Here is a 14939-nt window from a genome sequence, read left to right as displayed (position 1 = left end):
AAATTTTATTGAGTATTATTGAGTGATGATTGCTTAGCGTCTTGGAAATACTAATGGTTGGATAGTATTTGACGTGAAGTTTTTGAATAGATAAGTATATATGAGCTTATTTTTAGTGGCAAGGAGGTTTGTGTGACCTACCTTGTTTTTTTAATTTTCTTATCTTGAGAGAGGCTAAGTAAGTTATATATTATACTTTAGAATTAATGATTGTCAGTTAGGTACTTATTAAGTTTATAGACTAGCAATAAGTTTTTAGTACCTATTTTATTCTGATATAAGTGCTGGCTAAACTGTATCAATAGAAAAAAGCTTCCTTAGAGAATAGTGCTAAGGAAGCTTTTTTCAGTATCTATTCTATTGGTAAAAAATAAGAGGAAGTGATAGCTAGGGAAATAGGAGATATTAACTATGGTGTTTTCGCCAATGGAGTGGAGACAGATTGTAGTGACGTTTGAATGCAGTTGAAAAATTAAACTGATTGGAATACCCGACTGCTTCAGCAATTTCTTGTAAAGACATGTTAGTATGTCTTAATAGTTCGCAGGATTTACTTAGTCGATAAGAAATTAAAAAGGTTTGTGGGGAAATGTTCATCTTCTCTTTGAAAAGCCTACTAAAATAATGTCTGTTTAAATTACAATGGTTAGCAATAGTTTCAACGGAAATATTATTTTCATAATTTCGTTCTATAAAATTCAGTGCCTCTCTGATGTAGAATTCTTTAATATCGTCATGGGATGTAACAGTTTGTGATTGAGACTCCTCAATTAACGCATCAATAAATAGATAAGTTTTGGCAATGATATATGAAGAGCGTTTATCATGACCATCAATTAACTCTTTTAAATAATTGTATACTAAACTTTCTTTTGGAGATTTTGATTGCTCAAAGACGTAATGCCCCTTATCAAGTCCTGCTTGTTGGATATAATGGTAAGCTTTAATACCACTGAATTCAATCCACATATATGACCAAGGATTATCAGCATCTGCCTCATAACTGGAAATAAGATGAGGAGGAATTAAAAAGCCTTGTCCTGCTTTAAGAACATAATGTTTATTAGCCTCACTAATATATAATGTCCCTTCCCCTTCAGTAATGTAATGAAAAATGTAATGTTTTCTAACAGAAGGTCCAAAGGAATGAAAGGGATCACAATCTTCGTATCCAAACTGTATAGGATAAAAATCCATATATGATGTGTTATTAAATAGGAAAAATTTTGGAGTTGACATATGTATCCTCTTTCATGAATGATAAACTCATTTTACCAAAAATATTTGTATTTGTGACATTTTATTTGAGGAAATCTAAAAAAAACGCAACTTAATATAAAGGAAGTCAAAACAAGAGATTCAAAAGGAAGCGGTTACATTCTATAATGAATATAACATAAATATATTCGATTTTCAGGAGGAAGACGAAAATGAAAATGAGAAAGTTAGGCTTAGGTATTCTACTCTTTAGTTTAGGCTTATCTTTAGCTGCTTGTTCAGATAAGGATAAAAAACAAACAGAAAGTTCTACAACAAAAGATGGGAAAACAACCATCTCATATGCTATTTGGGATTCAGGTCAAGAACCTGGGATTCGTAAAATAGCTGATAAATTTGAAGAAAAAAATCCAAAAATTAAAGTAGATATTCAGGTTGTTTCCTGGGATACTTACTGGACGATGCTGGAAGCTGGTGCAACAGGAGGCTCATTACCTGATACTTTCTGGATGCATTCAAATGAAATCTACCGTTATGGTGCTAACGAAATGTTGCTAAATCTTGATGATTATATTAAGTCTAGCAAGATGGTATCATTAAGTCATTTTCCTAAAGATTTAACCTCTATTTATGCTATTAAGGGCCACCAATATGCTATTCCTAAAGACTTTGATACAATAGGCCTTTGGTATAATAAGAAAATGTTCGATGAAGCTGGTATTAAATATCCGGACGAAACTTGGGATTGGCAGACATTGAAAGAGAACGCTAAACGTCTGACAAAAGCAGATAAACATCAATATGGGTTCCTTGCTCCTTTACAGAATCAGTCAGGATACTATAATTTTGTCTATCAAAATGGTGGAACTATCATCACTAAAGATAAAAAATCCGGCTATGACGATCCTAAAACTGTGGAAGCTCTTAAGTTCTACAATAGTTTTGTAGATGAAGGGCTATCCCCTAAGGTTACTGATGATAAGGCCAGCGTGGAAGCTCTTGAGAATGGACAAGTTGCGATGGGTTACTTTGGCTCTTGGAACTTAAGTTCTTTTAGTCAAAACGATTATATTAAGGCAAACGTTGATGTTGCTGTTTTGCCAAAAGGAGAAAAACGAGCAACTATATTTAATGGTCTAGGGAATGCAATCTCTGCTAATACGAAACATCCTAAAGAATCATGGAAATGGGTAGAATATCTAAGTTCAAAAGAAGGACAAGTTATGCAAGCTAAACTTGGTGTTGCAATCTCTGCGTATAAAGGGACATCGGATACTTGGGTAGATTCCAACAAGAACTTTAAGATAAAACACTTTATTGATATGTTGGACTACGCTCAAATTCGTCCATACTCAAATGCAACGACCAAGTGGGAAGATAAAGCATATGAAACCCTAAAACCGGCTTACCTTGGGAAAGAATCTGTCGAAAAAGCAGCCCAGAAAACAGCTAAAATGATGAATGAAGAATTAGAGTCAGAAAAATAGCCATTTATTTAAAGCTGGAGAAAATTGAAAAATCTTCTCCAGTTTTTGATAGGAGATGAGGCAATGAAAAATTATAAAAAACGAAAACAAACTTTTTGGGGCTTACTATTTGTAGCACCGACCATAATTGGTTTAGTTATCCTGAATATTATCCCTATTCTACAAACTTTAAAGATGAGTTTTTTTAAAAGTGGGGATTTTGGGAGAGGAGATATATTTATTGGGTTAGCAAATTATAAACGATTACTAGAGGATCAACAAGTCTGGCAAGCAACCTGGAATACAATTCTATATACATTACTAGTAGTTCCTATAATGGTTATTCTAGCTCTAATACTAGCAAGTATTTTGAATGCAAATATTAAAGGTAAACATCTCTATAGGACAATTTATTTTTTACCAATGGTAGCAGCTCCTGCAGCAGTTACTATGGTTTGGAAATGGCTTTATAACGAGGATTTTGGATTAATCAACTTTATGTTATCTAAAATAGGAATTGGGGCTATTGATTGGTTGAAGGATCCTAAAATAGCTATGTACTCGATTGCTATTATTGGTATTTGGAGTTCAGTAGGCTACGGGATGATATTGATTTTGGCTGGGCTCCAAGAAATTCCAAAAGATTATTACGAAGTTGCAGTCATAGACGGTGCAAGTCCGATAAAACAGTTCTTTTATATCACATTGCCTCTGGTTTCACCTACCTTATTTTTTGTCATTGTAACCAATATCATTTCATCGATGCAGGTTTTTGACTCTATTTATATGGTTCAAAGTGTGACTAGTCCAGCATATCAAAACACAGTTTCTTTAGTTTACCTTTTTTATAATCAGTCCTTTAAATATGCTGACAGAGGTTATGGTGCAACGATTGTGATGCTCTTACTCATCATTATTATGGTTATTACTGGTATTCAGATGAAGGTGCAGAAGAAATGGGTTCACTATCACTAGAAAGGGGCAGACATGCAGTCAAAAAAATATTTTTCAAAGTTAGGGTTACATCTATTTCTTATTTTTATCGCTTTAGGAATGGTAGTACCATTTATATGGATGATTTTAACTTCCTTTAAAACCGTATCGGAATCCACTCAAATGAATCCATTCAAAATTTTTCCACATGTTTGGCAGTTTAGCAATTATTCAGAAGTTATTCGACAAAATAATTTCGTTATTTTATACCTCAATACGATTTTAATGATGTTATGGCGAATTATCAGTTCAGTTTTATTCAGTGCAATGGCAGCGTATGCTTTCGCTCGCCTACGCTTTCCCGGTAGAAATTTCTTATTTGGTCTAGTACTTTTCCAAATGATGGTTCCTCCACAACTATTTGTTATTCCGCAATATCTTATGATTAACAGTCTAGGTATGCGAAATACTGTTTTTGCTCTAGTTTTTCCAGGATTAGTGTCAGCTTTTGGCACATTCCTATTAAGACAATTTTTTGTAAGTTTACCAAAAGAATTAGAAGAGGCTGCGGAGCTGGACGGTTGTAATATAGGACAAACATTTTTTAAGATTATGCTACCACTTGCTAAGTCCGGTCTAATAGCTTTAGCCATCTTCACTGCTTTATTTGCATTTAAAGATTTGTTGTGGCCATTAATTATCAATTCAGAAGCAGAATCAGCAACCTTATCAAGTGCCTTATCAAAAATCCAAGGAGCATATGCAACTAATTATCCACAATTAATGGCTGCTAGTGTTTTGGCGATTTGGCCAATGGTAATTATTTATCTTATTTTTCAAAAACAATTTATTCAGGGCGTTGCTTCCTCTGGAGGAAAATTATAGGAGTAAAATATGTCAATTAAATTTAACCCTAAAACCAAAGAATTTCATCTTTACAATAACAAAGTGAGCTATGTTTTTTGTGTCTTATCTAATGGCCAGCTGGGCCACCTTTACTATGGTAAACGAGTTAATCCTGAGGAATCGTATTTACAATTTATAGAAGGTGAATACCGTTCATTGACTTCATTTGTATCGGAAGAAGAACCAACGTTTTCATTACAACACACTCGTCAAGAATACCCTTCGTTTGGAACAGGCGATTATGCAAATGCTGCTTTTATGATCAAGACAAAGGATGGAAGTCGTTTATCAGATTTCAAGTTTTATGATTTTCAGATTCAAAAAGGGAAGCCCTCTTTGGAGGATTTGCCCTCAACTTATGTTGACAGTGATGAGGAAGCAGAGACACTAAAAGTTCAGCTGCGAGACGATTATTCTCAGACGCTATTAGAATTGACTTATACCCTTTATGAAGATCGACCAGTCATTACACGTCATGCACGCTTTGAACAACTTGGCGATGAAGATATTGTCCTCGAAAAGGCCTTATCTATGAGTTTAGATTTATTAGATTCGAATTTTAAATGTTTGCATCTAGATGGGGCATGGGGTCGTGAAAGGCATGTCAGTGTCGTTCCTTTAAAGCAAGGCTGTCATTCGATTTATAGTCTAAAAGGAGCTAGTAGTGCAGAGCACAATCCTTTTCTAGCTTTACTAAGGGGAGATGCCAATGAAAATTTTGGAGAGGTATTTGGTTTTTCATTAGTATATAGTGGTAATTTTATTGGACAGATTGATGTCAGTCCTTATGACGAGGCACGCATTAATTTTGGAATTCATCCAGAAAATTTTGAATGGCTTTTGTCAAAGGGTGCCTCATTTACTACACCGGAAGTTGTCATGGTTTATAGTGATTGTGGATTAAATGGAATGAGCCAGACTTTCCACAGTCTATTTCGTCAAAGGTTGGTAAGAGGGAAGTGGCGTGATACACCGAGACCTGTTCTACTTAATAACTGGGAAGCAATGACTTTTGACTTTGATGAAGAACGGATTCTAACTTTAGCTAAAGAAGCTGCATCTGTAGGGATAGAACTGTTTGTGATGGATGATGGGTGGTTTGGAAAGAGAAATAGCGACCGATCTGGATTAGGAGATTGGACTGTTAATTTAGAAAAACTACCACATGGTCTTACTGGTTTGATAGAGTCTATCCATGAAATGGGTATGTCCTTTGGTTTGTGGATAGAACCTGAAATGGTGAATAAAGACAGTGATTTATATAGAGAACATCCTGACTGGATTTTTCATCACCCCGATCGCAATACATCTCATGGAAGATTTCAATATACGCTCAATCTTGCCAATGAAGAGGTTTATCAGAATATTTATCAGCAATTACATCAGCTTTTAGCTAATCATGAGATTGATTATATTAAATGGGATATGAATCGTTACATGAGTGAAGTTTTTAGTCCACTACATTCTTCACAGCAGCAAGGGGAGCTATTCCATCGATATATTTTAAATCTTTATCGGCTATATGATGCCTTAACTAGTGAATTTCCAAATGTGTTATTTGAATCTTGCTCAAGTGGGGGCGGGCGTTTTGATCCTGCGATGCTCTATTATGCTCCACAAACTTGGACAAGTGATAATTCAGATGCTATAGAACGACTTAAAATTCAATATGGGACGTCAATGGTTTATCCACTTTCAAGTATGGGATGTCATGTGTCAGAAGTTCCAAATCAGCAGGTTCAACGAGTAACTCCTCTGTCGACTAGAGCAAACGTTGCTTATTTTGGTAGTTTTGGCTATGAACTTGACTTGTCAACATTAAATAGCGATGAAAAAAAAGCAATCGCCAATCAGATAGCGTTCTATAAAAACTATCGTCATGTTTTTCAAAGGGGTGAATTTACACGTTTAATAAGTCCTTTTGAAAGTAAAGTGACAGCATGGCAGGTTATGTCTGAAGATGGCGATAAAGGATTTGTAGCCTTTTATCGTACACTTGTTACATCTAATGAGGGGAGACAACGTTTGATGTTACAGAACCTTCAGCCAGAAGCTATTTATAAAATTAATAATAGCAAAACCTATTCCGGTGCAACCTTAATGAATGCTGGACTGGTTATTGATAAAGAAGATTTTGTGGAAGGTCTAAAGGACTTCACATCACTGCTAATTTCAATTGAAAAACAATAATTAAAAGAAAGGTAAACTATTCAAAAGGTTTACTTTTCTTATCTTTTTAAGAAAGTTAACTAAAAGAGGATTTTATATGGAAGTAAAAAGTGTTCTTATTGAAGTGGTTGATGGTATAGAAATTTTTCAAATTCAACTAATAAATGAAAATGGTATCAGAGCACATTTTTTAAGCTTGGGTGCAACATGGCAAGCCTATCTAGTTCCTCAAACAGATGGAACCTATAAGAATATCGTTCTAGGACATGAAAAGCCAAGTGAGTACTTGGCAAATGGTATCTGTGCTGGACAATCTATTGGACGAGTGGCGGGAAGAATTTCAAGGGGGCGTATTGCTCTGACGGATGGGGTCTATCAACTTCCCCAAAATAGTTATACAAATTGTATTCATGGGGGACCACAGGGATTTCATAAACAAAACTGGTCCTATCATACCAATGTAAGTGACAGCTATGCGGAAGTTTGCTTTACCTATCAAGCTCGAGCAGAGCTTGATGGTTTTCCAGGAGATATGCGAGTGAGTGCTACCTACCGTTTGGAAAAAGATAACAGTTTATCAGTAACTTATGTAGCTGACCAAGTTACTCGGGAAACACTTTTTAATCCCACTTGCCATGTTTACTTTAATTTGAGCTCTCAAGAAACCATTGAAAAACATTCATTATTTATCGCTTCCCAACAAATGCTAGAAACTAATAATGAACTTATTCCATCTGGCCAATTCTTACCTGTAAAGGGCTCACCTTATGATTTTTTAATTCCAACTTGCTTGCAGACTCCTCTTAAACAGACAGCAGGTCTAGATGATGCTTTCGTTGTTAAGGATGATATTACTCAGCCCATTGCTATTTTGACAGATTTAGAAAGTCAAGATCAAGTTTCACTCTATTCAAACAGAAATGGGCTGGTTGTTTATAGTTTTAATTATCCCGAAGAAGGTGTTCGTTTTGAACGGAGTTGGCAACGCAATAATGTTAAGTATGAAGGTTTAGCCTTAGAAGCTCAAACCTTGCCTGATGCAATTACCCATGAGCATTTAGGGAATATCAGGCTGTCAAAAGGACAAAAAAAATCGTATGCTATTAAGTATCAGTTTAGTTTTCCATCAATGCAATCACATCCTTAAGGGATGATAAAAAAAGTAAATAAAATTTCTTGCTAAGTAGTAATAAATTTGCTATCCTATAAGTGTCTTCAGGGCAGGGTGCAATTCCCGACCGGCGGTGACTAATGAGTTAGAAGTCCGCGAGCGCAAGCTGATGTGGTGCAAATCCACAACCGACAGTAAAGTCTGGATGAGAGAAGACCGGGTTTTTTGTGTATGCTTTTTTGAGTGTAGGCAATTACGAAGGAACTTCTTTCAATTTGAAAAAATTGGAGGAACTTTTTTATGTCAAAAACACATCGGCTTGTGATGATTGCAATTTTGTCAACCATTTCTTTTTTACTAATGTTTGTCAGCTTTGCAATTATTCCGGGAGCTAATTTTTTAAAAATCGAATTTTCGATAATACCTATTATGTTAGCCTTAGTTCTGCTAGATCTTAAAAGCGCTTATACTGTCTTGTTATTACGCAGTTTGCTGAAATTGATTCTTAACAATAGCGGCGTTAATGATTTTATTGGCTTACCAATGAATATCTTGGCTTTAGGTTTATTCGTAACGGCATTTGCTATGTTTTGGAATCCGAAGAAAACACGCAAACAATTTATAGGAGCTACTTTAATTGGGACAGTTATGTTAACGCTTGTGATGCTGTTATTAAACTACTTTTATGCCATTCCTTTATATGCAAAGTTTGCTAATTTTGATATAGGTACCTTTATCGGTGTGGCCAAATACTTAGTTACAATGGTATTACCATTCAATTTGGCAGAGGGGGTAATATTTGCAATTTCATTTTATTTTGTTTATATTGCTAGTAAACCAGTTTTAGAAAGATACATCAATTTACCATATGAAAACTAAACAAACTTATCTATTAAGATCATCATTTGCATTTTTAATTTTTGTTATGCTGGGGTATACTGTCCAATTTTATCCGTATTCACTTGTGGTATTTGACGATAGGGTTCAAAATGCTATTAGGGGCTCATTACCGGATCAATTAACAAGCTTCTTTAGAGCTATCACCTATATGGGGAATGTCTCAACTCAAGTCGTTGTTGTTGCAGTATTAGTAATTCTTTTCTTGATAAAAAAATGGAAGGCTGAGGCCTTATTTCAACTAACGAATGGCGTTTTAGCAGGATTGTTAGTCACAGGTTTTAAATTTGTGTACCAACGGGCACGCCCTAGTTTAGAGCATATCGTTTATGCAGGTGGCTATTCCTTTCCTAGTGGGCATGCTATGGGTGCCATGATGATATATGGGGCTCTGATGGTGATTCTGCTGGGGCGTTCACAGAAGAAGAGCACCAAAATACTAGTCACGGTTGTATTTTCGACAGTTATTCTGTTGATTGGCTTGTCTCGTATCTACCTGGGTGTTCACTACCCTACAGATGTTATTGGCGGTTTTGTTCTGGGCTATGGTATTTTGAATCTGTTATATCCTTACTATAAAGAAAAGCGTTTTGAATGGCGATTTCAATCAAAACAGAAATAATAACTAAGCAACTCGAAAGGGTTGTTTTTTTTAGGGTAAATTGTGCTAAAATGGGAATATGAAAAAACGTTACCAAACACTGAATGATTACTATCGTAAACTATTTGGTGAAAAAATATTTAAAGTTCCCATTGACGCAGGTTTTGATTGTCCAAATCGTGATGGAACAGTAGCACATGGAGGCTGTACTTTTTGTACTGTTTCGGGGTCAGGAGATGCTATCGTAGCACCTGATGCCCCCATTAGGGAGCAATTTTACAAAGAAATTGACTTTATGCATAGAAAATGGCCAGAGGTTAGCCGTTATTTGGTTTATTTCCAAAATTTCACAAATACGCATGCCTCTCTAGAAGTCATTAAAGAACGTTATGAACAAGCTATTTTTGAGCCTGGTGTGGTTGGTATCAATATTGGGACCAGACCAGATTGTTTGCCTGATGAAGTTATTTCTTATTTAGCAGAGCTGGCAGAAAAAATGCATGTTACCGTAGAGCTTGGGTTGCAGACAACTTATGAAGAAACATCACAACTGATTAATCGTGCTCATTCTTATGAATTGTATCAGGAAACTGTAAAGCGTCTTCGGAGATACCCTAAGATTGAAGTGGTCGCTCATCTTATCAATGGCTTACCGGGAGAAACACACGAGATGATGATCGAAAATGTAAGAAGATGTGTCACAGATAATGATATTCAAGGTATTAAGCTCCATCTTTTACATTTGATGACAAATACGCGTATGCAACGCGACTATCATGAAGGACGTTTGCAATTACTGAGCCAAAAAGATTATGTTAACATTATTTGTGACCAGTTAGAAATTATTCCCAAAGATATCATCATTCATCGGATTACAGGTGATGCCCCACGGGAGATGCTAATAGGCCCTATGTGGAGCCTAAATAAGTGGGAAGTATTAAATGCCATAGATAAAGAAATGGAAGCCAGAGATGTTTATCAGGGCTGTCAACTAATCTAAGATATGCCAGAAGGAGTCTATTATGACAGAGACAATCATTGCTATTCAAAATCTATCAAAATCCTATGGTCGACAAATTGCGCTTGATCAATTGACTTTGACAGTTGAGAAAGGGGAAATATATGGATTCCTTGGAGCTAATGGTGCTGGAAAATCAACGACTATAAGGTGTCTATTAGGTCTAATCACTTGTAATAAAGGACAAATTACCCTTTTTAATAATCGTTATCAAACCTTGTCTGAAACCTTAGAGCATATTGGGTATATGCCTTCAGAAGCTATGTTTTATCCTAATATGACGGTTAAGGAGACCATTGATTTTGCTGCTAAAGCCCATACTAATACAGATTGTAGTAGAGAATCAGATCGCATTTGTCAACTCTTAGAAGTACCGCTAACCAAAAAAATTAAGGATTTATCTTTAGGTAATCGTAAAAAAGTTAGTATTGTTTGTGCGATGCAACATCAGCCAGATTTATTAATTTTAGATGAGCCAACGTCAGGATTAGATCCTCTCATGCAAGAGCGTTTCTTTCAACTCTTGTTAGAAGCGAAAGCAAATGGTAAGACTTGCTTTTTATCCTCTCATGTTTTGTCAGAAATCAAATCATATTGTGATCGCATTGCAATTCTTAAAAAAGGAAAATTGGTAACTATTGATCGGGTTGAAAATCTCATGCAACATCAAAAAAAAGTAGTTACGTTATGGAAAGATGGCCAATCAAGCACGCGCACCTTTGAGGGTAAAGCTAGTGAGTTACTCAAAGAGTTGAGTCAAATGGAACTTGATGATGTTTTAATTGAAGAACCATCCTTGGAGGACCTCTTTATGCACTATTATGAGGAGGAAACAAGATGATTATTAGACATGAGTTACAGGAAAACAGAAAAAGTCTTTTAATTTGGGCATTATCTGTGGGCGTTAGTAGTGCTTTATGTATTCTACTCTACGAGAGTGTCGCTGATAGTATTAAAGAAATTGCATACCTCTATCAAGACATGGGAGGTATTTCAAAGGCTTTGGGAATGGACAAAGTCTCCATAGCGACCTTAGGAGGCTACTATTCATCAGAAATTGCTCTGATTTATTCGATTGGCGCAGCGATGTTTTCAGCAATGTTAGGAATATCAATGCTATCTAAGGAAGAAGAGGCTCATACAGCAGAGTTTCTCTTTAGCCTACCGATAAGTCGCAAACACATTTTTTGGAAGAAGTATCTTAGTATTTTAATCTTACTGATACTTTTCAATATGATAGCGATTATCCCTGAGTACCTAGCGCTTTACAAAGTAGGGATGCCTTTTAATTATAGTGACTTCGCACAATATCATTCTTTGGTACTTCTTATGCAGGTAGAAATCGCAAGTATTTGCTTCATGATTTCCGCTTTTTCTAGGAAAAAGCTAGTTGGTTTAGGAATGGGGCTTGCTTTATTTGGCTATTTTATGGATCTTATATGCCGACTAGTTGATAAAGTAGATATTCTCAAGTATGTGACGCCATATTATTATGCGAATGCTACCGATCGGTTCGCTGGTTTAGATCTTGATGCTATGATGTTATTAATTGCGGCCGTTATTATAATTGTTTCTTATCTGATTGGACTTTATGTCTTTAGCCGCCGTGATTTAGCAAGTTAGGAGTAAACAATTATGCAAAGACCACTTGACATGTCTCACCAATTTTTAGATGCTATCCTTGATACCAATAGTATTCTGGTTGATGCAACTATGGGAAATGGCAACGATACCCTATATTTTGCACCAAAAGTTAAAAGACTATATGCTTTTGACGTTCAGGAAAAAGCTTTGCAGGTAACAAGGGAGAAATTGCAAAAAGCACAGCTTGAGAATGTCCAACTGATCCAAGATGGGCATGAAAAAGTCGATGATTACCTTGACCAAGTAGATGCAGCTATCTTTAACTTGGGATATTTACCAAATGCTGATAAGTCAATTGTTACAAGAGCAGAAACAACTATCGAAGCCCTTAAAAAATTATTGAGAGCTCTGCGTGTGGGCGGTAGGATTGCTATTATGGTATATTATGGCCATGAAGGAGGGCGTAAGGAAAAAGATGCTCTACTTGATTATTTGAGTCAGTTGCCACAAGAAAAAGTGGCCGTGATGAGTTACCAAGCTTTGAACCAGAAAAATTGCCCACCATTTTTACTAATGCTAGAGAAAATAGCTGCTGATTAAGAGTAGATTAGTTGCCTAATAAAAATTCTTTGTTATAGAAAATTTTTAGGGCAAAAAATTGAAATTTAGGGCTTAATAACAAATTGAGTTCTTTTCTGTAAAATCTGTGATATAATGACTATACTATAAACTTTTTAGGAGTATTTATTAATGGAAGACCCTGTCAATCAGCCCTTATACCTTCAAGTATTATTGCTGATTTTCTTGACTTTATTAAACGCTTTTTTCTCTGCTAGTGAGATGGCTCTTGTTTCTTTAAGCCGCTCCCGAGTTCAACAAAAAGCAGCAGACGGTGATAAAAGTTATGTCCGATTATTGAGCGTCTTAAATCAACCTAACCACTTTCTTTCAACTATCCAGGTTGGTATTACCTTTATCAGCCTCTTGCAGGGAGCTAGTTTATCAGCTTCCCTTGGGAAAGTTATCTCAAGCTGGTTAGGAAATTCAGCAACAGCCCGCTCTGCTGGGACAATTATCTCATTGATTTTTTTAACTTATGTTTCTATCGTTCTGGGAGAATTATATCCTAAACGGATTGCTATGAATTTAAAAGATCGCTTGGCTATTATTTCAGCACCAGTGATTATTGTTTTAGGGAAGTTGGTCAGTCCTTTTGTATGGCTCTTATCTGTTTCAACTAACTTACTTAGTCGTATAACTCCGATGACATTTGATGATGCTGATGAACAGATGACACGTGACGAAATCGAATACATGTTGTCAAACAGTGAAGCAACATTAGACGCTGACGAAATCGAAATGTTACAAGGGATATTCTCTCTGGACGAATTAATGGCGCGTGAAGTGATGGTACCACGTACTGATGCTTTTATGATTGATATCAACGACGATGCTTTAGAAAATATCCAAGAAATCTTAAAACAAAGTTTTTCACGTATCCCCGTTTATGATGTTGATAAGGATAAGGTTATTGGCTTGGTCCACACCAAACGCTTATTAGATGCCGGATTTAAAGAAGGCTTTGAAAATATCAATATCCGACGAATTTTACAAGAACCCTTATTTGTTCCAGAAACAATTTATGTAGATGATTTATTACGTCAACTCCGAATCACTCAGAACCAAATGGCAATTCTTTTAGATGAGTATGGAGGAGTAGCTGGACTGGTTACCTTGGAAGATTTACTGGAAGAAATCGTTGGTGAAATTGATGACGAAACCGACAAAGCAGAACAATTTGTGCATGTTATTGGTGAAGATACTTATATCGTCGTAGGGACAATGACACTTAATGAGTTTAATGAGTACTTTGGAACTGACCTTGAGAGTGATGATGTTGATACGATAGCAGGTTTTTATATAACAGGTACCGGTACTATCCCGAGCCAAGAAGAAAAAGAAAGCATTGAATGCCATAGTAATGGGAAACATTTAATTCTTACTAACGATAAAGTAAAAGATGGACGGATTACGAAGTTAAAAGTTGTTGTTTCTAATATAGAACAGATAATTAATGAAGACTAGGATCATACCTAGTCTTTTTTGTGAAAAATGTTATAATGAAAGTGTTAAAAACGTTTACAAGGTATAAGGAGATGCAATGACTGAAATAGATTATGGGCAAGTTACTGGAATGATCCACTCAACTGAAAGTTTCGGTTCAGTTGATGGCCCAGGAATTCGTTTTATCATTTTTATGCAAGGTTGTAAAATGCGTTGTCAATATTGCCACAATCCTGATACTTGGGAAATGGAGACCAATAATTCCAAAGAACGTACAGTTAATGATGTTTTAAAAGAAGCTCTAAATTATAAACATTTCTGGGGGAAAACTGGAGGTATTACAGTTTCTGGTGGGGAGGCAATGTTACAGATTGATTTTATCACGGCTCTGTTTATTGAAGCTAAAAAGTATGGTGTCCATACCACCCTTGACACCTGTGGTTTTACTTATCGAGCGACTCCAGAATATCATGCTAAGTTAGAAAAACTATTAGCTGTTACAGATTTGGTCTTACTGGACATAAAAGAAATTGATGCGGACCAGCATAAAATCGTGACTAAACAGTCCAATAAAAATATCTTGTTATTTGCTCAATACCTTTCAGACAAAGGCATTCCGGTATGGATTCGCCATGTTTTGGTACCAGGATTAACCGATATAGATGAGCATTTGGAACGATTAGGCGCTTTTGTAGCAAGCTTAAAGAATGTGGATAAGTTTGAAATTCTTCCCTACCATACGATGGGAGAATTCAAATGGCGTGAGCTGGGAATTCCTTACCCACTAGAAGGAGTGAAACCTCCGACTAAAGAAAGGGTTCAAAATGCAAAAGCTATTATGAAGACGGAATCCTACACGGAGTATATGAACCGTATCCATAAAGTATAAAATAAGGCTGGAAATAACTTTCGGCCTTATTTTTTTCAATAATAAATAATTGAGATACTTTGATTTTAGTTTTCATTTCTGCT

The 14939-nt window shown here is 35.9% G+C and carries 14 protein-coding genes and 1 riboswitch; of the genes, 13 read left to right on the top strand and 1 reads right to left on the bottom strand.

Features of this window, described 5'->3' with window-relative positions; genetic code table 11:
- Positions 1–405: 405 nt before the first annotated feature.
- Positions 406–1239: an AraC family transcriptional regulator gene (locus DQM45_RS07610; RefSeq protein WP_003084315.1), complete on the bottom strand. Its 834-nt coding sequence runs from the start codon at positions 1237–1239 to the stop codon at positions 406–408.
- A 191-nt stretch (positions 1240–1430) separates the two neighbouring features.
- Between DQM45_RS07610 and DQM45_RS07605 the strand changes: the two genes are divergently transcribed.
- The 13 genes from DQM45_RS07605 (at position 1431) to pflA (ending at position 14856) form a co-directional block, all read left to right on the top strand.
- Positions 1431–2705, top strand: coding sequence for a sugar ABC transporter substrate-binding protein (locus DQM45_RS07605; protein ID WP_003085930.1), 1275 nt, complete (start codon positions 1431–1433; stop codon positions 2703–2705).
- A gap of 63 nt (positions 2706–2768) precedes the next feature.
- On the top strand, positions 2769–3659 hold the full coding sequence (locus tag DQM45_RS07600; RefSeq protein WP_003085822.1) for a carbohydrate ABC transporter permease: 891 nt from the start codon (positions 2769–2771) through the stop codon (positions 3657–3659).
- A 12-nt stretch (positions 3660–3671) separates the two neighbouring features.
- Positions 3672–4502 carry a carbohydrate ABC transporter permease gene (locus tag DQM45_RS07595; protein ID WP_003083702.1) on the top strand — a complete coding sequence of 277 codons (831 nt, stop codon included), beginning with the start codon at positions 3672–3674 and terminating at the stop codon, positions 4500–4502.
- Positions 4503–4511: 9 nt separating this feature from the next.
- Positions 4512–6713, top strand: a complete 2202-nt coding sequence (locus DQM45_RS07590; RefSeq protein WP_093959126.1) for an alpha-galactosidase — start codon at positions 4512–4514, stop codon at positions 6711–6713.
- Positions 6714–6789: 76 nt separating this feature from the next.
- On the top strand, positions 6790–7839 hold the full coding sequence (locus DQM45_RS07585) for an aldose epimerase family protein (RefSeq protein ID WP_003084652.1): 1050 nt from the start codon (positions 6790–6792) through the stop codon (positions 7837–7839).
- Between the two features lie 60 nt (positions 7840–7899).
- Positions 7900–8024, top strand: a riboswitch (FMN riboswitch).
- 79 nt (positions 8025–8103) lie between these two features.
- Positions 8104–8682: an ECF transporter S component gene (locus DQM45_RS07580; RefSeq protein WP_003083168.1), complete on the top strand. Its 579-nt coding sequence runs from the start codon at positions 8104–8106 to the stop codon at positions 8680–8682.
- Positions 8672–9322, top strand: a complete 651-nt coding sequence (locus tag DQM45_RS07575) for a phosphatase PAP2 family protein (RefSeq protein WP_003086026.1) — start codon at positions 8672–8674, stop codon at positions 9320–9322. The genes DQM45_RS07580 and DQM45_RS07575 overlap by 11 nt, the downstream gene beginning before the upstream one ends.
- A 58-nt stretch (positions 9323–9380) precedes the next feature.
- A complete protein-coding gene (locus DQM45_RS07570) occupies positions 9381–10301 on the top strand; it encodes a TIGR01212 family radical SAM protein (protein WP_003083889.1) in 921 nt (306 codons plus the stop codon).
- A gap of 22 nt (positions 10302–10323) precedes the next feature.
- Entirely contained in the window at positions 10324–11160 is an 837-nt protein-coding gene (locus DQM45_RS07565; protein WP_003082853.1) for an ABC transporter ATP-binding protein, read from the top strand.
- The gene (locus DQM45_RS07560) at positions 11157–11942 is read left to right on the top strand and encodes an ABC transporter permease subunit (RefSeq protein WP_003084417.1); all 786 of its coding nucleotides are present in this window, start codon (positions 11157–11159) and stop codon (positions 11940–11942) included. The genes DQM45_RS07565 and DQM45_RS07560 overlap by 4 nt, the downstream gene beginning before the upstream one ends.
- Before the next feature lie 12 nt (positions 11943–11954).
- Positions 11955–12503 (top strand): tRNA (mnm(5)s(2)U34)-methyltransferase, encoded by a 549-nt coding sequence (locus tag DQM45_RS07555; protein ID WP_003083741.1) that lies wholly within the window; start codon positions 11955–11957, stop codon positions 12501–12503.
- Between the two features lie 150 nt (positions 12504–12653).
- Positions 12654–13988 (top strand): hemolysin family protein, encoded by a 1335-nt coding sequence (locus tag DQM45_RS07550; RefSeq protein WP_003085331.1) that lies wholly within the window; start codon positions 12654–12656, stop codon positions 13986–13988.
- A gap of 76 nt (positions 13989–14064) precedes the next feature.
- Positions 14065–14856 carry a pyruvate formate-lyase-activating protein gene (pflA, locus tag DQM45_RS07545; RefSeq protein WP_003083373.1) on the top strand — a complete coding sequence of 264 codons (792 nt, stop codon included), beginning with the start codon at positions 14065–14067 and terminating at the stop codon, positions 14854–14856.
- Positions 14857–14939: the final 83 nt, after the last annotated feature.

It is taken from the genome of Streptococcus porcinus, assembly GCF_900475415.1.
Lineage (GTDB): Bacteria > Bacillota > Bacilli > Lactobacillales > Streptococcaceae > Streptococcus > Streptococcus porcinus.
The sequence above is the reverse complement of the archived record's forward strand: the minus strand, read 5'-3'. Positions and strand labels throughout refer to the sequence as shown.

Excerpts from the sequence above, each read along its gene's own strand:
- DQM45_RS07560 (WP_003084417.1), top strand. The coding sequence starts at position 11,157 with ATGATTATTAGACATGAGTTACAGGAAAACAGAAAAAGTCTTTTAATT.
- DQM45_RS07565 (WP_003082853.1), top strand. The coding sequence starts at position 10,324 with ATGACAGAGACAATCATTGCTATTCAAAATCTATCAAAATCCTATGGT.
- DQM45_RS07595 (WP_003083702.1), top strand. The coding sequence starts at position 3,672 with ATGCAGTCAAAAAAATATTTTTCAAAGTTAGGGTTACATCTATTTCTT.
- DQM45_RS07605 (WP_003085930.1), top strand. The coding sequence starts at position 1,431 with ATGAAAATGAGAAAGTTAGGCTTAGGTATTCTACTCTTTAGTTTAGGC.
- DQM45_RS07610 (WP_003084315.1), bottom strand. The coding sequence starts at position 1,239 with ATGTCAACTCCAAAATTTTTCCTATTTAATAACACATCATATATGGAT.
- DQM45_RS07585 (WP_003084652.1), top strand. The coding sequence starts at position 6,790 with ATGGAAGTAAAAAGTGTTCTTATTGAAGTGGTTGATGGTATAGAAATT.
- DQM45_RS07550 (WP_003085331.1), top strand. The coding sequence starts at position 12,654 with ATGGAAGACCCTGTCAATCAGCCCTTATACCTTCAAGTATTATTGCTG.
- DQM45_RS07600 (WP_003085822.1), top strand. The coding sequence starts at position 2,769 with ATGAAAAATTATAAAAAACGAAAACAAACTTTTTGGGGCTTACTATTT.
- DQM45_RS07555 (WP_003083741.1), top strand. The coding sequence starts at position 11,955 with ATGCAAAGACCACTTGACATGTCTCACCAATTTTTAGATGCTATCCTT.
- pflA (WP_003083373.1), top strand. The coding sequence starts at position 14,065 with ATGACTGAAATAGATTATGGGCAAGTTACTGGAATGATCCACTCAACT.
- DQM45_RS07570 (WP_003083889.1), top strand. The coding sequence starts at position 9,381 with ATGAAAAAACGTTACCAAACACTGAATGATTACTATCGTAAACTATTT.
- DQM45_RS07580 (WP_003083168.1), top strand. The coding sequence starts at position 8,104 with ATGTCAAAAACACATCGGCTTGTGATGATTGCAATTTTGTCAACCATT.
- DQM45_RS07575 (WP_003086026.1), top strand. The coding sequence starts at position 8,672 with ATGAAAACTAAACAAACTTATCTATTAAGATCATCATTTGCATTTTTA.
- DQM45_RS07590 (WP_093959126.1), top strand. The coding sequence starts at position 4,512 with ATGTCAATTAAATTTAACCCTAAAACCAAAGAATTTCATCTTTACAAT.